Origin of the sequence: Haliea sp. E17, from assembly GCF_048323675.1 — a bacterium.
GTDB lineage: Bacteria > Pseudomonadota > Gammaproteobacteria > Pseudomonadales > Halieaceae > Mangrovimicrobium.
In genome coordinates, this window is sequence record NZ_JBLWFK010000001.1 from 1 (window position 1) to 20,136 (window position 20,136).

A 20,136-nucleotide genomic window follows, 5' to 3' on the forward strand; every position below is an offset into this window, starting at 1 on the left:
ATGTACGCCGCCATCGACGACTCCATTTCGATGGTCCAGATCACCAACCCCAACAACCCCACGGGGCTGCTGGTGGACCCGGTGAAGATGCGCGACTTCTGCCTCAAGGCCTCGAAGAAAGCCATCGTGCTGGCGGACGAGGCCTACAACGAGCTGACCGACATGCCGGAAGCCAACAGCATGGTTTCGCTGGTCAAGGAAGGGCACAACGTGATCGTCGCCCGCACCTTCTCCAAGATCTACGGCATGGCCGGCCTGCGGGTGGGTTACCTGATCGCGCCGCCGCAACTGATCGAGGCGATGAGCGTCTACAGCATGGGCTGGTACGGCCTGAACCAGGCGGGCCTGGCGGCGGCGATCGCCAGCTACGAGGACACGGCCTTCATGGACATGTCCCGCGGCAAGGTGCGCGAGGCGCGCGAAATGGTGGCCGACGCGGTGAAGGCCAACGGCCTGACCGCACTGCCGTCACAGACCAACTTCATGTTTGTCGACCTGGGCGACATCAACGCGGAGGATTTTCGTGCCGCGATGGCCGAACACAAGGTGCATATTCGCGGCATCTACCGCGACTACACCAACTGGTCGCGGGTGAGCATGGGCAAGCTGGAAGACGTGCAGATGTACGTCGATGCACTGCCCAAGGTGCTCGACAAAGTATCCTGATGCGGGATATTCCGGTGCCGACAGCCATGTCGGCACCGGCTTTTTAAGTTGTTTTCCGCGTAGCTTTAGCTCTAACGAACTGCTGCGATTATTGCCACCGCAGCTGGCTCAGGTTTTCGGTCCTACCCACACCTGCTGGGCATTGACGAATTCCAGTATCCCGTGAGGGCCGAGTTCGCGACCAAGGCCAGAGCGCTTGATCCCGCCGCTGGGCAAGCGGGGATCGGTCTTGACGATGCCATTCACTGCCACCTGACCCGCCTCGATTTCCCGGGCGACCTCGCTCGCCAGTGACTCTGCCCGCTCCGGCGCGCACCACAGTGCGGCGGCCAGGCCGTACTCGGTGTCGTTGGCAATGGCCAGCGCTGCGTCCAGGCTGGCCGCTTTCATCACGACAGCTACGGGTCCAAAGGTTTCCTCGCAGGCGGCAGCCATGCTGGTGTCTACATCCGCCAGCAGGGTTACGGGATAGTAGTAGCCATCGCCAGAGAGCGCTTCGCCACCCATCAGGCAGCGGGCACCGGAGGCGATGGTCCTTTCCACCTGCCGGGCGAGGTTGTCGCGCAGGTCGGGGCGCGCGATGGGGCCGACCTGGTTCTGCTCGTCGCGGGGGTTGCCTACCGTAAGTGCCGCCAGGCGTTCGCCAAGTTTTTCTACCATGCTTTCGTAGACGGGCGCTTCGACGATGATTCGCTTGGCGGCGATACAGGACTGGCCGGCGTTGATAGTGCGCGAGAGCACCAGGGTGTCCGCCGCCTCGTCCAGGTTTGCATCCGCCAGCACGATGGCGGGGTCCGAACCGCCCAGTTCGAGTACCACGGGCTTGATTTCCGCGGCCGCAATGGCCGCCACCCTGGCGCCGGCTGCGCTGGAACCGGTGAATGACACCGCGCGCACCTTCGGGTGGCGAATGGCCGCCTCCACGTCGGGGTTTTCCAGCGGCAGGTTCTGGAAGATATTTGCCGGCGCCCCGGCTTCGATGAATAACCCGGCGATGGCCGCGGCGCAGGCGGGTACGTGGGGATCGTGTTTCATCAGGCAGGTGTTGCCCGCCATCAGCGCCGGGGCGCAGAAGCGGAAGGCCAGCCAGAAGGGCGCGTTCCAGGGCAGGATGCCGAGCACCGGCCCCAGCGGCAGGTGCTGCACGTAGCTGTGGGTGGCATCGGAGGGGAGGTCGATAGGCGCGAGGTACTGCTCGGCGTGCTCCGCGTAATGGCGGGCGCACCAGGCGGCTTTCTGCACTTCGGCGCGGGCTTCCTTTATCGGTTTGCCCATTTCATCGGTCATCAGCAGGGCGAGGCGTTCCTCGTCCTTGTCCATGCGCGCCGCCACCGCCTCGAGCACCGCGGCGCGCTGCGCGAATCCCTGTTTGCGCCAGTCCCTGAAGGCTTCTGCAGCCGCTTCCACGCGCGTTGCCAGTTCATCTGTGCTGATCGACGGGAATGCCTCCAGCGGCTGTCCTGTGCTCGGGTTTATTGCCTGTAACACGGTTCAGGCCTCCTGTTGTTCCAGTTTGTTTTTGCCCGGCTTTTTACCTTCCTTGTCGGAACCGCCAACCGAGACCAGTCCGGGCCGGGTGGTCGCGCCGCTGTCGTTTTTGACCACAAAGTCCTGGTCCACATCCGCAAAGAAGGAGCCGCAGCCGCTTTCGGTGATGTAAAAGGTATCGGAGATGCCGCAGGTCTTGTCGCCTTCCACCGCCCACATCCAGGGGATCACGTGGAAGGTATTGCCCGGTTGCAATACCCGGCTGTCGCCCTGCTTCAGGCTGATGATGTAGCCCTCGTCCCAGCTCGGCGGGAAGGCGATACCGATGGAGTAGCCGGAGCGGGTAATCAGGCGTGCGCCGACGTCGTTGTCGGTGATGATGGTTCGCACCAGGTTGTCCACGTCGGATACCGTGAGGCCCGGCCGCAGTTCCTCGCGCACCCGCAGCAGGGCGTGTTTCATGGTCTCCTGGGCACGGCCCATGGCCTCGTTCATCTCGCCGCAGATCGCCGTGCGCATCAGCGCGGTGTGGTAGCGCCGGTAGCAGCCGCCGACCTCCAGGAAGACATGCTCGCCGGGCTGTACCGTGCGCCCCTCCCAGGTGGCGTGGCCGATCAGGGTACGCGGGCCGGAAGTCACGTAGGGCATTACTGCGGGGACCTCGCCGCCCGCCTTGAACATGGCCTCGCAAATGGCGGCGCCGATTTCATTCTCGGTGACGCCGGGCTGAACTGCATCCAGGCCCGCCAGCATGCCCGCTTTTGCAGCAAGCGCGGACTTGCGCATGATGTCGATCTCGACGGCAGACTTGGTGGCGCGCCCCTCCTCTACAATGCCGAAGCAGTCCATCAGGCGGCCGTCGGTAAAGGTGGTATGAATCTGGTCCTGGTGGTAGGCGGGCAGGAAGTAACTGTTCCGCTCGTAGCCCAGCACCTTGTTGGACAGGCCGAACTCGCGCAGGGATTCCACCAGCATCTGTACCGCGTCGCCGGTATCCGGGTAGGGGCGGGTGCGCTCCACCCAGGTGCGGGCGTGGATATTGGACTCCTCCAGTTTGCGGGTAATCATGAAGGGTTCGTCTTCCAGCGGTACCACCAGTGCCTGGAAGAAAGAGTAACCGGTGGTCTGGTAGTCGGTCAGGTACATCAGGTTTTCCGGGTCGGTGATGATCACCGCGTCCATCAGCCGCTTCGCCATGCGCTCGCGCAATTCACCGATCCGCCGCTGGTACTCGGCGAAGGGGAAGGTCATGTCATCGCGTTCAATCATGCTGCGGCCTCCAGGGATACGTTGACGGCCGCGGAGAATATCTCCAGGCCCTGCGCCAGTTCAGCCTCGCCGATGGTGAGCGGGGGAATGAGCTTCAATACGCCGCCGCTGACCCCGCAGGGGCCGACAATCAGGCCATTGTCGAAGCACTCGCGGGCGATGGCTTTCGACAGGGCGCCGTCGCCCACGTCCAGGCCGTGGATAAGGCCCTTGCCGCGGCTGCTGAAACCCTTGCCGGCAGCCACTTTCGCAAGGAATTCGCCGACCCTGGACTCGCGGGCGCGGGTCCGGCTGTTGAGTTCGTCGTTGTCGAAATAGCGCAGGCCTTCGCGCCCGGCGACAAAGGAGAGGTTCTGGCCGCGGAAGGTCCCGGTGTGTTCCCCGGGCAGCCAGCGGGCATCGTGTTCGGGTTTTACCAGGTTCATCGCCATCGGTGTGCCGAAGCCGCCGATCCCCTTGGCCAGGGTGACGATGTCCGGTTCCAGTCCCATGCCGTCGAAACTGAAATAACTGCCGGTGCGGCCGCAGCCGACCTGGATGTCGTCGATGATGAACAGGGCGCCGAGGTCCCGGGCGAGGTCCTGCACGCCCTTCAGCCATTCGGCGCTGGCGATGCGCACACCGCCCTCGGCCTGGATGGTTTCCACCAGGAAGGCGGCGGGCGGGTCGATGCCACTGGAGGGGTTCTCGAAGTCGGCGCGCAGGGCTGCCAGTGACGCCCTGGTGTCCGCACCTTCGTAGTGGGCGTGGGTGACGTTGTTCAGCGGCACCCCGGCGGCGTTGCGGAAGACCTTGTTTGCCGTGCAGGCCAGCGAGCCCAGGGTCATGCCGTGGAAGCCCTGGGTAAAGGCGGCGATGTTGGTGCGCCCGGTGACCCGCCGCGCCAGTTTCAGCGCGGCTTCCACCGCATTGGTGCCGGTGGGCCCCATGAACTGCATTTTGTAGTGCATGTTTCGCGGTTTGAGGATGGTATCGGCGAAGGCCTGCAGGAATTCTTCTTTCGCGGTACTCGCCATATCGAGGGTGTGGGTTATACCGTCGCGCTCTATGTAGCGGATGATGGCCGCTTTCATCTGCGGGTTGTTGTGGCCGAAGTTGAGAACCCCGGCACCGGCGAAAAAGTCGATGTAGGACCGACCCTGCCTGTCCACCATGGTGGCGTTGGAGGCGGAATCGAATACCGTTGGATAGCTGCGGCAGTAGCCGCGGATTTCAGATTCCCACTGTTCGAAAACGTCCATTCACTGCTCCTTACACGTTGCGTGTATCTGTGGCCCGATATTGCGAGGCGGGCATGAGGCCGGAATTCTCGGTGTTTTCCGCGGGAAAACAGAACCGGCGTATGTAATCGGCGCAACGGTGCTGACCGGATTGCGCCGCGAATGTTCAACCGGGCGGCCCGCACTCCTGTGGCTCGAGGCCGGCCAGTCGGCAGAAGGTGCGCACCATCGGCGCAATCAGCGCGTCATTGAACTGGTAGCGCGGGCTGTGGCAGGGAATCGCGAAACGCTCTTCCTGTGCCATGCCCACCAGCGCGAAGGCGCCGGGAATGTTGTCGAGGTAATAGCTGAAATCTTCCGAGGCCATGATTGGCAGCGGCAGGTTTTCCATGTTCCAGTGCTCACCCATTTCCCCGGCCAGCGCCTCGCGGTATACCCTGGCGGCGCAGGCGTGGTTTATCGTGGCCTCGTAGCGGGGAACGATCTCCACCTGTGCCACGACACCGTAACTGTGCGCGATGTTCTCGCTGATTTGCCGGATCAGCGCGTTGATCGGTTCGCGCAGGCCAGGGCGGCCCAGGCGGATGCTGCCGCCGAGCTTTGCCGTATCGGGAAAGGTGGTCGAACCGCTGGGGGCGTCGATACTGGTGACCGCCACTACGGCCGCGTCCTGGGGTGCCAGTCGCTGGGCGACGATCTGCTGCAGGTTCACCGCGATGGCGCCGACGGCAACGACCGGGTTGCGGCACAGTTCGGGCTGGCTGGCGTGGCCGCCCTTGCCGGTCAGGGTAATCTCGAAGGTGCCGTTGCCGGACATGACCGGTCCATCCGGACAGGCGGCCTTACCGAGGGGAATCGCCGGCCAGTTGTGCCAGCCAAAAATGCGGTCGATGCCGTCCAATGCGCCCTCCGCGATCATTTCGCGGGCGCCGTGCCCGCCTTCCTCCGCAGGCTGGAACAGCAGGGTGACCGGGCCGGGCAGTTCTGCTTCCCGGCGCTTCAGTAATGCTGCCGCCCCCCAGAGCACGGCGGTGTGGCCATCGTGGCCACAGGCGTGCATGCAGCCGCGGTTTTCGGACTGGTAGTCCAGCCCGGTGGCCTCGGTAATGGGCAGGGCGTCGATATCCGCGCGCAGGGCGATGTGGTCGCCGCCGGCAGTGGGGGCCAGCGTGGCCAGCGTGCCGTGGCGGGCGCAGGCGCGCCAGGGGATGTGCAGTCGGTCGAGTGCGTTGCGGATAAGCTCAGCGGTATTGTGCTCCTGCCAGGTAAGCTCCGGCAGGCGGTGAAGTAGGTGGCGTAATGTCAGGGTTTCGTCGAGCAGCCTCGACCAACTCGCCTGCATGAAATCGCGTTCTCCGTGCAGTTTAACCGGCGGTGAGTCTTCACCCTAGTGCCTCTGCCAGAGGATTACAACCTTGAATCCCGGGGAAACCCGATCTGCTGCCATACCTGTCCGGGTCCGCGCGGAAAATTTACCGGGGGTGTAAGGTTCAGGCGAAGCCGAATTTACGTGAGAGAGTGCGCCAGTAGGCGCCGCTGTAGCTGAAGCGGCGCCACTCGCCCTCGGGCTGGGCGAGGCGGTCGGCGACGATAAAAAACACATTGGGGTTGTAGCCCAGTCCCAGGTGGCTGCCGTAGACGCGGATATTTTCCGCCTGCGCTGATTCGTCGGTCAGGCAGGCCTGCCAGTTGACGATGCCGTCGAGACGGGAATAGATGGCAGTGGCTGGTACGGCCGGGGGGCTGGCGATGGTCTGCAGGAATTCCGGGTGTTCGAGTTGTCCGCTCATGCGTTGGTACAGGCGGTCCGCGGTCGAGCGGTGGGGGAAACGCACCGGCGAACCCATGGTGATGACCGAGCGCAGTTTGTCGGGCACTTCGTGGGCGAGGACCCGGGCGTATACCCCGCCGAGGCTCCAGCCCAGCAGGGTGGGTTTGCGGCCGTTGCGCTGGGTAATTTCATCGATGCGGCGGATGATGACTTTTTCCATGTGGCCCACCGGGCCGACGTTAACCCCCTGTTTCCAGTCGTAGACCTTGTAGCCGAGCATGGCGACCAGCCAGCGCAGGTGGAGGGTAGAGGCCTTGTCCGCCATGAAGCCGGGCAGCACCAGCACCGGGTGGCCGTCGCCCCTGGGCATACAGCGGGCAAAGGGCAGGGAGGAAAAGCCAATGTAGCATTCCGGTACTGCACGCAATTCCATCAGGACCTTGAGGAGTCCGGGCGGAGCATGGGCGTGGCGGGGCGTGGACATGGGCGTAATGCCGGCAACATGCGCCGGTCTCATGGAATACAGCACGAATATAAGCAGCAGTTGCGGGCAAGGTCAATAAAAACAGTCTAGAATGTATGTAAATAGTTGCGGCGGGGGTTGGTGTGCTCGCGCGGCCCGGTTGGTAGAGGACAGCGGCGGCTTTTCCTGCCAAATAATTAACAAACAGGTGTGCTTGTTTATTTGATAATGAGGTGGTAGTCTGCGGCAAATACGTCAGGGGCCGCCCCCCGGAGCGGCTCTAAATAATAATCAGCAAGAGTATCCAGTCATGTCCAAATTAAAGCCTTTGTATCTGTCCCTCGCGGCCCTCGGTAGTGCTGTGGTGTTCTCCCCCCTGGCGTCTGACGCCCTGGCCCAGGAGTCGGCATCCGCCCCCGCCGGCGGTCTCGAGGAAGTCATGGTGACCGCGCGCAAACGCGAGGAAAGCATGCAGGATTCACCGGTGACGGTGAACGCGATCTCCCAGGACCGGATTGAAAAATTCGATGTCACCAGCCTGGAGAAAATCGCCGCGCTGACCCCGCAATTCTTCGTCGGGCGTTCTTCCAACGGCTCCGGCGCACAGATGACCATGCGCGGTATCGGCTCCAGCTCCACCAGTATCGGTATCGAGCAGTCGGTGGCGGTGATTGTCGACGGCGTCTACTACGGCCAGGGCCGGGTGCTCAATGAGGGCATGTTCGACATGGCCCAGATCGAGCTGCTCAAGGGGCCGCAGTCACTGTTTTTCGGCAAGAACGCCACCGCGGGCGTAGTTTCCCTGACCACCCGCAAGCCGACCAGCGAGTTCGAGGCGGAAGGCAAGGTTGGCTATGAGTTCGAATCCGAGCAGATGCGCTACGAAGGCTTCGTATCCGGACCGCTGACCGACACTGTCGGCGCCCGCTTCGCCGCCCGCTACACCGACCAGGATGGCGGCTGGTTCGAGAACAAGTCAAAGCAGCAGCCCTACAACGCCTATGATGTCGCCACCGATACGGTGATTCCGGACATCTCGCCCGCGGATAACCGCGATGCGCCGGGCGAGGAGGAAGTGGTAGCCCGCCTGACCCTGGACTGGGATCCCACCGATGCACTTGCGCTGACCTTTACCGGCTCGACTACCGACGCCGAAGTGCGCCAGTCCTCCTGGAACTATGTGGCCTTCAATTGCCCCGGTGGCGTCGGCGGCCTGAACCCGGACCTCAAGTGTGGCGACCATTTCGTTATCACCCAGAACCGCATGCCCTCCCTGCTGGCGGACACCCTGCCTCACGCGAAGAGCAACGGCGATCTCTACAACAAGTACGAGTCCTACTCGCTGACCCTGAACGCCGAGTACGAGATGGACAAGTTCACCCTGACCTCGATCACCAACTACCAGGACAACTCCAACACGTTTGGCCTCTCCGGTGACTTCCAGTCCATCCCCACGGCCACTTTTGCCACCGAGGAAAACGCCTGGAACGCGTTCTCCGAGGAGCTGCGCCTGTCTTCGCAGTTTGACGGCTCCCTGAACTTCATGATCGGCGTGCTTTACCAGGAAACCGAACGCACTTTTGACCAATGGGTGTCGACCGCCGGGCTGGCCAATTCCGCGGCGCCGGATCCGAGCCTGGTGTATGTCGCCTCGCAGAAGAAGAGCTTCACCGATGGCGAAACCCTGTCGCCCTTCTTTGAAATCAACTGGGAGCTGACCGACACCCTGACCCTGAGCGGCGGCGCCCGCTACACCGACGAAAGCAAGGATTCCGAGTTCGTCCATCCCTACAACAACCCGGGCCTGGGCGGTATCTGGCGCACCAACGAGGTCGCCAAGGGCGACCAGAACTTCGACGAATGGTCGCCCGAAGCGACCCTGAGCTGGCAGGCCACAGACGATATCATGGCCTATGTCGCCTACAAGACGGCGTACAAGTCCGGTGGTTTCTCCAACAGCGGCATTTACTCCGCTGACTTCATGGGCGGCTCCGAGTCCGACTTCACCTTCGATCCGGAAACCGCCGAAGGTTTCGAGGTCGGGGTCAAGTCCACCCTGTTCGACAACCAGATGCGCCTGAACTTCGCCGCCTACAGCTACGAGTACGACGACCTGCAGGTGGATTTCTTCAACTCGCCGACCTTCGCGTTCATTACCCTGAACGCCGGTAAGGCGAAAACCGAAGGCTTCGAGTTCGACGCGGAATACGCCCCCTTCAGCTGGGGCGGCCTGACTCTGCGCGGTTCACTGGCTTACAACAAGGCCGAGTACGAGGACTTCATTGCCCCCTGCTGGGCCGGACAGACCGCGGCCCTGGGCTGTAACTCGGTCGTGCCCGGCACCAACGGCACCCCGGGACAGGATATCAGCGGCGAGAGCACCGCCATGGCGCCGGAGTGGTCGGCCTCTTTCGGCCTTAACTACGACGGTTATTTCGGTGATGGCTGGGGTTATGGTTTCGCCTTCGACGGCCTGTACAGCGACGACTACAACGCCTCGGCCTTTGCCAACCCGCATGCCAGTCGCGATGCCTATACCACGCTCAATGCCAACGTCTATCTCTCCGGCGATGACGGCTTCTGGCAGGTGGACCTGATGGCGAAGAACCTGACTGACGAACTGGTCGTCTCCGGCGTGGTCGACGGCCCGAGCACTCCGGCTCCGGGCGGCGCCTACGCCGACCAGATGGGCTTTACCTCACTGCCGCGCACGGTGGTGCTGCAGTTTACCCTGCGATTCGACTGAGAGAGGCACTAGCGGCAATGAGCAGCAGCGCACAAGGCACCCCTGCGGGCGACGCGATCTACCGCAACAGCACGCTCGCGGCAGTTGCTCGGGACAAGGCGCAGGCCGCGCCCGAGTCAGTTGCCGTCTTCCTCGAGGACGGCGCACACCTGACCTTCGGCGCGGCCTGGGCGGAGGCGCAGCAGCTCGCTGCCGCGCTCGCGGCGCGGGGTTTGCAGGCGGGCGATGTGGTGAGCTTCCAGCTGCCCAACTGGCGCGAGGCGGTGATAATCGATATCGCCGCCTCACTGCTGGGCCTGGTGGTGAACCCGATCATCCCGATCTACCGCGACCGCGAGGTGGCCTTTATCCTCGCGGATACCGGTGCCAGGGCCCTGTTCATTCCGGAGACATACCGCGGCTTTGATTTTGTCGCCATGGTGGACGGCCTGCGCGCCGACCTGCCCGCGCTGGAAGCAGTGGTCGTGGTGCGCGGCAGCGGTGAGCGCGAGGGCACCGTGGCCTGGGATGACCTGCTGCAGGCGGGAGCAACGGCGGAGGTGGCGCCGGCTGTGGTAGACCCGGACAGCGTCAAAATTGTCATGTACACCTCGGGCACCACCGGTCGCCCCAAGGCGGTGCGCCACAGCCACAATACCCTGACCCGGGCCCTGGACAATGAACTGGAGGCCTGGAGCCTGGGGGAGGGCGATGTCATGCTGATGCCCTCGCCGGTGACGCACATCACGGGTTTCGTCAACGGTATTGAAATGCCGTTCTTCTCCGCGGCCAAAACCGCCTTCATGGAGCGTTGGGAGGCAGGGCTGGCCATCGACCTGATCCAGCGCTGGAACGCCACGGCCTGCATCAGCGCCACGCCCTTCCTGCAGGAACTGGTGGAAAAGGCCCATGAGCTGAATCTCGGCCTGCCGACCCTGCGCTTCTTCGCCTGCGGCGGGGCGTCGGTGCCCCCGGAACTGATCCGCCGCACCCACCGGGTCCTCGACAATTGTCGCGCGTTCCGCGTGTACGGCAGCACCGAGGCCCCCCTGGTCAGTGTCGGCTTTCTCGCGCCCGAGGAGGAAGACCTCGCGGCGGAGACCGACGGCCGCCGTTTCAACTGGGAGGTCCGGGTGGTGGACGACGACGGCACCGTGCTGCCCCAGGGCAGCGACGGCGAGCTGCAGGTGTCCGGCCCGGCGATGATGCTGGGCTACGGCGATCCCGCGCAGACTGCCGAGGTCATGACCAGCGACGGCTTTTTCTGCACCGGTGATATCGGCCACGTGACCCCGGAGCAGGCGATAGTCATTACCGATCGCAAGAAGGACATCATCATCCGCGGCGGGGAAAACCTCAGTGCGCGGGAAATCGAGGAAGTGCTCTACGCGCACCCGGCGATCGCCGAGGCGGCCGCGGTGGCCATGCCCCACCCGCGGCTCGGTGAGGGCGTGTGCGCCTGCCTGGTGCTGGCGCCGGGCAGCAGTGAATTCAGCCTCGAGGACCTGAAGCCCTTCCTCGCCGAGTGCAAACTGGCCAAGCAGAAATGGCCCGAGCGCCTGGAATTTGTCGACGAGCTGCCGAAGACGGCATCCGGCAAGGTGCGCAAGGACGTACTGCGCAACCAGGTGCGGGAAAAGGTCGCGGCGGACGCTTAACCCGTCGCTGGCGGAGTCCCCCGTCTACCCTCGGTATCCGCCTGCGTGCCCTGCCAGGTGGGGCGGGCGGCTAACCGTGACGCCCTGGAGACAATTCCGCGGCGGCGGGAATGCGACCAGCGCCTTGCCGGCTATTGAATGCCCGCCAGTGCCCTGTTTCAGGGCGCCCCCCCGGCCGGGCACGGCTATACTGACAGGATGATCGACCGGTAGCACAAAAGCGAGATTGCATTGTGCGGATGCCGGCACTAAAATAATCAATCGTGATTGTTTGTGGGTTTTGCGTTCAGTGAGCTCACAGGATTTTATTCAGCCCCGGCGAGATCACCGGGATGACGAGACAGCGATATGGATAATGAAAAATTTCGCGAGGAAGTGCGCGCCTTTCTGCAGGCCTCACTGACCCCGGAACTGCGCCGCGCGGGCCGGCTGATGACCAGTGTGTTCGCGGACTTCGAGGCGACCATGCAGTGGCACCGGATTCTCCATGCCAAAGGCTGGGTCGCCGCCGACTGGCCGGAGGAATACGGCGGTACCGGCTGGGACATCAACCAGCGCTACATTTTCCAGGAAGAATGCAAACTGGCGGGGGCGCCGAGCCTGCTGCCTATGGGCCTGCAGATGCTTGGGCCGATGCTGATGGGCTATGGGACCGACGAACAGAAATCCTATTACCTGCCGCGCCTGCTCTCCGGCGAGCACGTCTGGTGCCAGGGGTATTCGGAGCCGGGCGCCGGTTCCGACCTCGCCTCGCTGAAAACCACCGCAGTGGCGGATGGCGATGACTACGTGATCAACGGCTCCAAGATCTGGACCAGCTACGCCCAGTTCGCCAACCACATCTTCTGCCTGGTGCGGACCTCGAAGGAGGGCAAGCCCCAGCGCGGGATCAGTTTCGTGCTGGTGGAGATGAATACCCCCGGGATCACCGTTGAGCCGATCATCGGTCTCGACGGGCGCCCCGAGCAATGCCAGGTCTTTTTCGACGACGTCCGCGTGCCGATCGCCAACCGCGTCGGCGAGGAAAACCAGGGCTGGACGGTGGCCAAGTACCTGCTGGAGTTCGAGCGCGGTGGCCACAACTTCACCACCGACCTGAAAAAGCAGCTCGCCCGCCTGCGCCAGCAGGGTGAGTCGGAAATCGGTCCCGGTGGCAGCGCGATGCTGCAGGACGCCGCGACCCGCCAGCGGCTCGCCGAACTCGAGGTGGAAGCGCTGGCGCTGGAATGCACGGAACTGCGGATCAAGGGCGCACTGACCACGGGCGCCAATCCCGGAGCGCTGTCGTCGATGGTCAAGGTTGTCGGCACCGAACTGGGCCAGCGCCTGAGCGAACTGGGCCTGGACCTGCTCGGCCCGGAAGTGGCGCGTTACCAGCCAGCGGCGATGGAACCGGATTTCGATGGCGAAGTGATTGGCCCGGACTACGCGCTCACCAGCATGGCCGAGTACATCAACCACCGGGCCACCACCATTTACGGCGGTACCGCCGAGATCCAGCGCGACATCATCGCCAAGCATGTCCTCGATCTCTGATACCGCGACTACAGGAGTGAACGGCTGATGCATATCGAATTCAGCGATGAACAGAACATGCTGCGCGAAAGCGTGGCCCGCTATCTCGTGGATAACTACGACTTCGAGGAGCGCCGGAAAACCGCCAGCGAGGCGCCGGGCTTCAGCCCCGCGCACTGGCAGCAGTTCGCGGAGATGGGCTGGCTGGCCATGCCCCTGCCGGAAGACCATGGCGGCTTTGGATTCGGCGCGGTGGAACTGATGCTGCTGGCCGGGGAAATGGGCCGTCACCTGGTGCTGGAGCCCTACCTGGAAACTGTCGTGGTGGCCGCGGGCCTGTTGCAGCGCGGGGCACAACCGGAAGTGCTCGAGCGCTGCCTGCCGGCGATCGCCGAGGGTACCATGCAGGGAGCACTGGCCCACGCCGAGCCGGGGCGCCATGCCTCCGCGGGGAACGTGCAGTGCCGCGCCGTACAGGCGGTGGACGGCGGTTACCTGCTGAGCGGTGAAAAGGCGGTGGTCTGCAATGGCCCCAACGCGGACTTTTTCCTGGTCAGCGCCCGCCTCGCCGACGAGCCGGGATTGTCGCTGTTCTTTGTCGAGGCGGACATGGCCGGGATCGAGCGTCGCGACTACGCCACCTGGGACGGTCGCCGCGCCTGTGACCTGGTCCTGCAAGAGGTCTCGGTGCCCGCCTGCGCGCTGGTCGGCACTGCCGGTGGCGCCGAGGCGCTGATCGAGACCGTGAACGATGTGGCGGTTGTCTACGCCTGTGCGGAAAGCGTCGGCGCGATGGGTTCCCTGCTCGATCGCACCCGGGACTACACCGCCCAGCGTATCCAGTTCGGCAAATCCCTGTCCAGTTTCCAGGTACTGCGCCACCGCATGGCGGACATGTACATCGAGATGGAGCTCTGCCGTTCCCTGTTGCAGGCCGCGGCCCAGCGCCTCGACCAGCAAGCCCTCGACGCCCGGCGCCTGGTATCCGCCCTGAAAGTGCGGACCATCAAGGCCGCCCGCTATGTCAGCCAGAACGCGATCCAGTTGCACGGCGGTATTGCGATGACCGACGAATTGCCGGTGGGGCACTACTTCAAGCGCCTCGCCCTGCTCGAACACCAGTTCGGCTCCCGCGACGATCACCTGCGGCGGTTTTGCGACGCGGCCTGATACACGGCGCAAACAGCACAAGGGGCGGACGTTACCGCCCCTTTTTTTTGCGCGCGGGGTCATCCGCCGGGCTAAAAAAAAGCCGCGGCAGGGTGCCGCGGCAAGATCTTCCCGTATTTGGGGAGGGAAGTTTCGCTTAGAACTGGACCCGCTTGGTGTAGCCGCCGTCGATGACGAGGTTGGCGCCGGTGGTGTACTTCGAGGCCGGGCTGGCCAGGAACACCACGGAGGGGGCGACCTCGTCGGGGGTGCCGAAACGGCCGAGGGCGAAGCTGCCCAGGGTGGCCTCGTAGAGCTCCGGCATGGCTTCCTCGATCACCGACCAGTTGCCGCCGGGGAACTTGATCGGACCCGGGGATACGGTGTTGACGCGAATGCCCAGTGGGCCCCAGGCCTGGCTCAACTGTGAGCCGTAGGTGATCAGTGCCGCTTTCAGCGCGTTGAAGGCCTGCGGTACCAGGAAGGTTTCCACTGCCGCGGTGCTGGACATCAGGATGACCGAGGCCGCGTCGGATTTTTCCAGGAAGGGCTGCAGGGCCTCGCAGCCGGCGACACAGCACTTCACGTCGACGTTGTAGGTCAGGTCCCAGTCGCCGGTGCCGCCGGAACCGGAGGAACTGATGTTGTGGACGAAGATGTCCACGCCGCCGAGCTGGTCCGCGGCCTTGGTCAGCCAGGCTGCGTAGCCTTCGGCGTCGGTAACCTCGAAGGCCTCGGCGACCACCTTGCCGCCGTGTTTGGCCAGCGCGGCGCGGGTCTCCTCGACCTGTTGCGGGTTGCGCGAGAAGAAGGCGACGTCGGCGCCTTCCTGGGCGAACAGTTCCAGCGCCGCGCGGCCGAGGCCGCGGCTGCCGCCGGTGAGTATGACTTTCTTGCCTTTCAGTCCGAGATCCATGGTTATTCCTCCGGTGATTTGGTTCTTGTCAGTAAATAAATAGTCAGGCGTTTTCCGCCGCGGCTTTCGCCGCGTCGCGGGCGGCGGCGGTGGCGGCGTCCACGGGCTCGAGGGCCCAGCGGATGCCGCGGCGCAGCAGGTCGTAAAATACCGGCTGGTCCCAGGCGCAGCGGTCCACCGTCGGCCAGTAGTCCAGCAGCGGCTGCATGTCATAGTGGTGCCGGCAGTGCCCGAGGGTCAGGTAGAGCACGGCGCCCTCACCGACGTCGTGGATGTAGAACACCGGGTGGCGGGCCTTTTCCCACTGGTTCTCGACGAAGCCGGGCGCGTCGCCGCCGAACTCGGTGTCGAGCAGTACGTGCAGGTCGCCGTAGGTGCGCATCAGGTACTGTTCGTCGGTGCTGTCAAAGGGTTCGATGCCCTGCACCAGGGGGTGCTCCGGGTCCGCCACTTCCACCCGGTAGGGAGCGATGGGCGGGTGGGAGCGGAACATGGAACCGAGGGTCTCCATGAACAGCGGCGCCCAGTCCGGGGTGCCGTACTGGCCGTCCGCCATCAGGCGGATCACCGAGTTGGTGCCGTGCAGCGCGTACCAGCGACCGCCGTTCCTGACCCAGTTGCGCAGGGCTTCCTGCACTTCCAGTGGCGGCACCACGTTGCAGGTGTAGGTGATGAGGAAATCCGCCGCCTCGATCGCAGCGAGGTTGCTGTAGTCCTCGAACACCCGCACCCGGATCCGGTCGTCCTCCGCCAGCAGCTTGAGCAGTTCCAGCCGGGCAAAGTCGATGTCGTGCCAGACGCCGCCGGCGATCAGTACGCAGTCGATGCGCCCGGCGCGGTTGTCGTGCTTGCTCATCCCGTTCTCTCCAGCCCCGTTCACGCCTGCAGGTACTTGTCGAGGGTCTGGTGCAGGTGGCGGATACGGCTTTCCTGGTAGCTGCCGAGACTGACCGTGCCCTTGGTCGACGCTTTCATACCCCGTTGCACCGCGCCCATGTTGCTGTCGTCCTGGTCGAACACCGGGCCCAGTGCGCCGAGTTCCTCGGCGCTGGCGAAGGGCTGGTCGGCGGGTACGACATGCACCGGCACCGCCGGCGGGCGCTCGCTGCCTTTCGGGTAGCGAAACAGCAGCATGATGTCGAAGATGCAGCTGTCCGGGTCGTCGCCGTTGGGAATGAAGCGGTAGACGATGTTGCCGTGGTAGCCGACCCAGATCTGGAAGTTGGGGAACAGGCTGTAGAGGATCGCGTCCTCCAGTTCCGCCATGGTGGCGTCGGAGAAGTCCTCGCCGGCAGTCTGTTCGAAGATTTCCCGGTTCATGTTCGCCACGTACTTGCGCGCGGTGAGGTCGTCGGGCATTTCGACGCCCTCGTCGCTGTCCTTGGCCATGCGCCCGGACAGTTTGAGAATGTCACGCATGACGTCCTCCTCGGTGATTTCCGACAGGTGCGGGCTGGGCACGCCCATCGGCGTCACCGAGCGGCTGATGTTGTCGCCGAAGGTGTCGTACTGGGAATTGGCGTCGCCGGTGAAGGTGAGGATCTGGCGGTGGGTTTCCACGGTGTGGAAGGATTCCATGAAGGCTTCCGCGCCGACCTTCCAGTTACACTGCACCACCCGCTGGACGTGGATACCCTTGTAGTAATCCTGCAGCGGGAAGCGCGCGAAGTGCTCCGGCAGCACGCCGAGGTACTCCTCGAAGGGCTGCGCGTGCTTGTCGAAGTTGATGAACACGAAACCGCCCCAGGTGGCGACCTGGACCTCGGGCAGGTTCATGTCCTGCTTTTCCGTGAGGTGGGTGAAGTCCCAGGCGCAGGGAATGCCCTTGAAGCCGCCGTCCAGGCCCCAGGTGGCGCCGTGGAAGGGGCAGCGGAATTCGCTGACGCTGCCGCCCTCGTCGCGCAGCAGGCGGCCGCGGTGCAGGCAGGAGTTGATCAGGCCGCGGATTTCGTTTTCCGCGCTGCGCACGATGATCACCGACTGGTCGATGATGTCGTAGACGTGGTGGTCGCCGACCTCGGGGATGTCCTCCTCGCGGCAGACCATCTGCCAGGCCTTCGGCCACAGCTTGGCTTTCTCCGCGTTGTGGAATTCACGCGCGATGTAGCGCTCCACGGGCAGGTCTTCGTCGCCCATGTCCGGGTTGGTGTTTTCCCGCAGGTAGGCGGGGACCGGTACCTCTTCCAGATCGAGGAGATCCTGGAAGGAGGTGCCGGGACAGCGCGCGTCGCCGCCCTGCTGGCGTGGTTTTGCTGCTTCGTTCATCGTGCTCACCTCTTTAGTTATGTCTCGCGCGAGCCCTGTGGAATCACGCGGTTATGATGTTCACTCCACTGATGCCCGGCGCCCCGTAGACGTGGGTATAGCCGACCTGCGGCTTGCCCGGCACCTGGCGCGCGCCGCCTTCGCCGCGCAGTTGTATGCAGACCTCATAGACCTGGCGCAGGCCGGAGGCGCCCACCGGCTCGCCGTTGGCCAGGCAGCCGCCGTCGGTGTTGACCGGCAGGGGGCCGTCGATGCGGGTAGCGCCCTCGCGCAGCAGTTTTTCCTGCTCGCCGTGTTCACAGAAGCCGTTTTCCGCCATGTGGATGATCTCCGTGCCGCTGTCGGTGTCCTGCAGCTGCAGGACGTCGACGTCCCCGGGGCCGACCCCGGCCAGTTCGAAAGCCGCGCGGGACGCTGTCACCGTGGGCGAGTCGTTGACCTGGGGCGCCTGCGAGGGGCTGAAGACCTCGAAGCTGCCGTAGTGGCGCGAACGCACCGCGGCGGCCTTGATATACAGGGGCTTGCTGGTGAACTGCTTCGCCACTTTCGCATTGCACAGCACCAGCGCGGCGCCGCCTTCAGCGGGGCTGCAGAACATGTACTTGCGCAGCGGGTCGCTGACCATCATCGAGTTGGCGATCTCCTCGTAGGAGAGCGCAGTGGTGCGCCAGGCCGTGGGGGTCAGGGAGCCGTTGTAGAAGGCCTTTTCCGCCACCCGTACCAGCGCGTCGTTGCTGATGCCGTAGTCGTGCATGTAGCGCTGGATCTTCATGGCGAAGAACTGGGTGGTGAGCATCATGCCGGTCTCGCCGTACCAGTCGCCGAGGCCCCAGTCCTTCGGCTGGGGGTTGAAGGCGCCGCGGGGGTGCTTGTCGAAACCCACCACCACGCCCATGTCGTACTCGCCGGACTTGATCGCGGTATAGGCGGCGTGCAGGGAGCTGCCGCCGGTGGCGCAGCCATTCCAGATGTTGGTGAACTGCAGGCCGGTGAGGCCGAGTTCATTGACCAGGGCGTCGGCGTTGCCGGCGTCCTGGCTGCCGCCGAAGGCGAATTGCATCTGCTTCCAGTCCACGCCGGCGTCCGCCAGCGCCGAGCGCACGGCGGCGGCGCCCTGCTGCTGGCCGGTCATGCCCTCGCTGCGGCCGAAACGGTGCAGGCCGATACCAATGATTGCTACATCCATCTCAGTGGGCCTCCCCGGCGGCTTTGAAGCTGAAGGTCATCAGCTGGTTTCCCGACGCGTCGGTGCGGAAGGGTTCGATGACCAGTTGCATGGGCATGCCGATGCGCAGTTCCTCCGGCGTATTTTCGTGCAGGCGGGTTTCGACCCGCAGGCCGCCAGGCATTTCCACGTAGCCGACGCCGTAGGGCCGGAAGGTTTCCGGGGATTCGTCGCTGGCGTAGGGGGTCTTGGGCATGAAACTCTGGATGGTCCAGGTCCACAGGGTGCCGCGGTCGCCCAGTTCCACGATCTCGGTGTCCTGGCCACTGCAGCTGCGGCAGTCGGGTTGGGCAGGAAAGGCGTACTCGCCGCAGTTGCGGCAGCGGCTGCCGAGCAGCTGGGGCTTTTCCGCGGGCCAGGTGAACAGGCCTTCCTTGATTGGCAGTTGTTCCGCCATCGATCGCTCCTAGTGGTTCAGCGCCTCGCCCCAGGCATCGAGCACGGACTCGTGCATCGCCTCGGACAGGGTCGGGTGCGGGAATATCGCGTGTTTCAGTTCCGCCTCGGTGGCCTCCATGCCCCGGGCCAGTGCAAAGCCCTGGATCTGCTCGGTGACTTCCGGGCCGGTCATGTGCGCGCCGAGCAGCTCTCCGGTCGACGCGTCGAATACGGTCTTGACGAAGCCAGAAGCCTCGCCGATGGCCAGCGCCTTGCCGTTGGCGGCGAGGTCGAAGCGGCCGACGCGAATCTCGCGGCCGCTCTCGCGGGCGGCGCTCTCGGTCAGGCCGACACTGGCTACCTGGGGCCGGCAGTAGGTGCAGCCGGGCACGTGGCTCTTTTCCAGCGGTTTCACCCCGGCCACGCCGGCGATTTTCTCCACACAGATGACTGCCTCGTGGCTGGCCTTGTGCGCCAGCCAGGGCGGGCCGGCGATGTCGCCGATGGCGTACAGGCCGACCACGTTGGTGCGGCAGTAGTCGTCGGTGGCGATAAAGCCCCGGTCGAGTTTCACCCCGAGGGCCTCTAGGCCGAGGCCGTCGAGGTTGCCGCCGATGCCGACGGCGAGGATGACCCGGTCGAACTGCAGTTCCCGGGTTTCACCGCCGCTGTATACGCTCGCGGTGACACCGTTGCCCGCGGGGCGTACGCCCTCGACCTTCGCCCCGGTGTGGATGGTGATACCGCGGGCACGAAAAGCCTTGTCGACAAAGGCGGAGATGTCGGCGTCTTCCACCGGCAGGATGCGCGGCAGCGCCTCCACCAGGGTGACTTCGCTGCCGAGGTCGTTGTAGAGACTGGCGAATTCGACGCCGATGGCGCCGGCGCCGATAATCAAAAGCTTCTGCGGCAGGGCTTTCGGTGTCATCGCCTCGCGGGCGCTCCACACCAGTTCGCCGTCGAAGGGAATGCCGGGCAGGTCGCGGGCGTGGGCGCCAGTGGCGAGTACAATGTGTGGCGCGTCAATGGTCGTCGTGCCCTGGCCGGTGTCGACTTCCAGCCGGCATTTGCCGGTGACGCGGGCGTTGCCCTCGATCACGGTGACATTGTGCTTGCGCATCAGCCAGGCGATACCGCCGGACAGCTTGTCCGCAACGCCGCGGCTGTGGCCGACCAGTTTCGCCAGGTCGACACTGCTGTTTTCCACCTGGATGCCGAACTGTTCACCGAGCTTGAGCTGGTGCAGCAGTTCAGCGCCGCGTAACAGCGCCTTGGTGGGTATGCAGCCCCAGTTCAGGCAGACACCGCCGAGGCGCTCGCGCTCGACGATGGCGGTGCGAAAGCCCAGCTGCGAGGCGCGCACCGCGGCGATGTAACCGCCGGGGCCGCTGCCTACCACTACCAGGTCGAAGTTTTCAGCCATGATCG

16 protein-coding genes are annotated in these 20,136 nt (G+C 64.4%); 5 read left to right on the forward strand and 11 right to left on the reverse strand.

Going from position 1 to position 20,136, the window contains the following annotated elements; translation table 11 throughout:
- Positions 1-666: pyridoxal phosphate-dependent aminotransferase (locus ACNKU3_RS00005; RefSeq protein WP_418257341.1), on the forward strand; the 666-nt coding region annotated here is incomplete at its 5' end.
- 108 nt (positions 667-774) lie between these two features.
- On the opposite strand, the gene ACNKU3_RS00010 is transcribed toward ACNKU3_RS00005, so the two are convergent.
- From ACNKU3_RS00010 to ACNKU3_RS00030, 5 genes are all read right to left on the reverse strand, one after another.
- Entirely contained in the window at positions 775-2,154 is a 1,380-nt protein-coding gene (locus ACNKU3_RS00010; RefSeq protein WP_418257342.1) for an NAD-dependent succinate-semialdehyde dehydrogenase, read from the reverse strand.
- Between the two features lie 3 nt (positions 2,155-2,157).
- On the reverse strand, positions 2,158-3,423 hold the full coding sequence (gene doeA / locus ACNKU3_RS00015; RefSeq protein WP_418257343.1) for an ectoine hydrolase: 1,266 nt from the start codon (positions 3,421-3,423) through the stop codon (positions 2,158-2,160).
- The gene (locus ACNKU3_RS00020; protein ID WP_418257344.1) at positions 3,420-4,664 is read right to left on the reverse strand and encodes an aspartate aminotransferase family protein; all 1,245 of its coding nucleotides are present in this window, start codon (positions 4,662-4,664) and stop codon (positions 3,420-3,422) included. Before ACNKU3_RS00020 ends, doeA begins: the two co-directional genes overlap by 4 nt.
- Positions 4,665-4,809: 145 nt before the next feature.
- Positions 4,810-5,985: a N(2)-acetyl-L-2,4-diaminobutanoate deacetylase DoeB2 gene (gene doeB2, locus ACNKU3_RS00025; protein ID WP_418257345.1), complete on the reverse strand. Its 1,176-nt coding sequence runs from the start codon at positions 5,983-5,985 to the stop codon at positions 4,810-4,812.
- Positions 5,986-6,133: 148 nt separating this feature from the next.
- Positions 6,134-6,898 carry a lipase family alpha/beta hydrolase gene (locus ACNKU3_RS00030; protein WP_418257346.1) on the reverse strand — a complete coding sequence of 255 codons (765 nt, stop codon included), beginning with the start codon at positions 6,896-6,898 and terminating at the stop codon, positions 6,134-6,136.
- Between the two features lie 289 nt (positions 6,899-7,187).
- Between ACNKU3_RS00030 and ACNKU3_RS00035 the strand changes: the two genes are divergently transcribed.
- The 4 genes from ACNKU3_RS00035 (at position 7,188) to ACNKU3_RS00050 (ending at position 13,945) form a co-directional block, all read left to right on the forward strand.
- Positions 7,188-9,623: a TonB-dependent receptor gene (locus ACNKU3_RS00035; protein ID WP_418257347.1), complete on the forward strand. Its 2,436-nt coding sequence runs from the start codon at positions 7,188-7,190 to the stop codon at positions 9,621-9,623.
- Positions 9,624-9,640: 17 nt separating this feature from the next.
- Positions 9,641-11,260, forward strand: coding sequence for an AMP-binding protein (locus ACNKU3_RS00040; RefSeq protein WP_418257348.1), 1,620 nt, complete (start codon positions 9,641-9,643; stop codon positions 11,258-11,260).
- A gap of 348 nt (positions 11,261-11,608) precedes the next feature.
- Positions 11,609-12,796 (forward strand): acyl-CoA dehydrogenase family protein, encoded by a 1,188-nt coding sequence (locus ACNKU3_RS00045; protein ID WP_418257349.1) that lies wholly within the window; start codon positions 11,609-11,611, stop codon positions 12,794-12,796.
- A 27-nt stretch (positions 12,797-12,823) separates the two neighbouring features.
- The gene (locus tag ACNKU3_RS00050; protein ID WP_418257350.1) at positions 12,824-13,945 is read left to right on the forward strand and encodes an acyl-CoA dehydrogenase family protein; all 1,122 of its coding nucleotides are present in this window, start codon (positions 12,824-12,826) and stop codon (positions 13,943-13,945) included.
- Positions 13,946-14,081: 136 nt separating this feature from the next.
- Here the strand turns inward: ACNKU3_RS00050 and ACNKU3_RS00055 are convergent, their stop codons facing one another.
- The 6 genes from ACNKU3_RS00055 to lpdA are packed head-to-tail and all read right to left on the reverse strand — an operon-like array spanning position 14,082 to position 20,131.
- Positions 14,082-14,840, reverse strand: coding sequence for an SDR family NAD(P)-dependent oxidoreductase (locus ACNKU3_RS00055; protein WP_418257351.1), 759 nt, complete (start codon positions 14,838-14,840; stop codon positions 14,082-14,084).
- Between the two features lie 43 nt (positions 14,841-14,883).
- Positions 14,884-15,696 carry a ThuA domain-containing protein gene (locus ACNKU3_RS00060; protein ID WP_418257352.1) on the reverse strand — a complete coding sequence of 271 codons (813 nt, stop codon included), beginning with the start codon at positions 15,694-15,696 and terminating at the stop codon, positions 14,884-14,886.
- A 20-nt stretch (positions 15,697-15,716) separates the two neighbouring features.
- Positions 15,717-17,105, reverse strand: coding sequence for an aromatic ring-hydroxylating oxygenase subunit alpha (locus tag ACNKU3_RS00065; protein WP_418257353.1), 1,389 nt, complete (start codon positions 17,103-17,105; stop codon positions 15,717-15,719).
- 43 nt (positions 17,106-17,148) lie between these two features.
- The gene (locus ACNKU3_RS00070; RefSeq protein ID WP_418257354.1) at positions 17,149-18,291 is read right to left on the reverse strand and encodes a thiolase family protein; all 1,143 of its coding nucleotides are present in this window, start codon (positions 18,289-18,291) and stop codon (positions 17,149-17,151) included.
- Between the two features lies 1 nt (position 18,292).
- A complete protein-coding gene (locus tag ACNKU3_RS00075) occupies positions 18,293-18,727 on the reverse strand; it encodes a Zn-ribbon domain-containing OB-fold protein (protein WP_418257355.1) in 435 nt (144 codons plus the stop codon).
- Positions 18,728-18,736: 9 nt separating this feature from the next.
- Positions 18,737-20,131 carry a dihydrolipoyl dehydrogenase gene (lpdA, locus tag ACNKU3_RS00080; protein WP_418257356.1) on the reverse strand — a complete coding sequence of 465 codons (1,395 nt, stop codon included), beginning with the start codon at positions 20,129-20,131 and terminating at the stop codon, positions 18,737-18,739.
- Between the last annotated feature and the right edge of the window lie 5 nt (positions 20,132-20,136).

Bases quoted from the DNA above. Each gene is read 5' to 3' on its own strand.
- ACNKU3_RS00065 (WP_418257353.1), bottom strand. From the start codon at position 17,105: ATGAACGAAGCAGCAAAACCACGCCAGCAGGGCGGCGACGCGCGCTGT.
- ACNKU3_RS00040 (WP_418257348.1), top strand. From the start codon at position 9,641: ATGAGCAGCAGCGCACAAGGCACCCCTGCGGGCGACGCGATCTACCGC.
- ACNKU3_RS00045 (WP_418257349.1), top strand. From the start codon at position 11,609: ATGGATAATGAAAAATTTCGCGAGGAAGTGCGCGCCTTTCTGCAGGCC.
- lpdA (WP_418257356.1), bottom strand. From the start codon at position 20,131: ATGGCTGAAAACTTCGACCTGGTAGTGGTAGGCAGCGGCCCCGGCGGT.
- ACNKU3_RS00050 (WP_418257350.1), top strand. From the start codon at position 12,824: ATGCATATCGAATTCAGCGATGAACAGAACATGCTGCGCGAAAGCGTG.
- ACNKU3_RS00030 (WP_418257346.1), bottom strand. From the start codon at position 6,898: ATGTCCACGCCCCGCCACGCCCATGCTCCGCCCGGACTCCTCAAGGTC.
- ACNKU3_RS00020 (WP_418257344.1), bottom strand. From the start codon at position 4,664: ATGGACGTTTTCGAACAGTGGGAATCTGAAATCCGCGGCTACTGCCGC.
- ACNKU3_RS00060 (WP_418257352.1), bottom strand. From the start codon at position 15,696: ATGAGCAAGCACGACAACCGCGCCGGGCGCATCGACTGCGTACTGATC.
- ACNKU3_RS00055 (WP_418257351.1), bottom strand. From the start codon at position 14,840: ATGGATCTCGGACTGAAAGGCAAGAAAGTCATACTCACCGGCGGCAGC.
- doeB2 (WP_418257345.1), bottom strand. From the start codon at position 5,985: ATGCAGGCGAGTTGGTCGAGGCTGCTCGACGAAACCCTGACATTACGC.
- doeA (WP_418257343.1), bottom strand. From the start codon at position 3,423: ATGATTGAACGCGATGACATGACCTTCCCCTTCGCCGAGTACCAGCGG.
- ACNKU3_RS00070 (WP_418257354.1), bottom strand. From the start codon at position 18,291: ATGGATGTAGCAATCATTGGTATCGGCCTGCACCGTTTCGGCCGCAGC.
- ACNKU3_RS00075 (WP_418257355.1), bottom strand. From the start codon at position 18,727: ATGGCGGAACAACTGCCAATCAAGGAAGGCCTGTTCACCTGGCCCGCG.
- ACNKU3_RS00035 (WP_418257347.1), top strand. From the start codon at position 7,188: ATGTCCAAATTAAAGCCTTTGTATCTGTCCCTCGCGGCCCTCGGTAGT.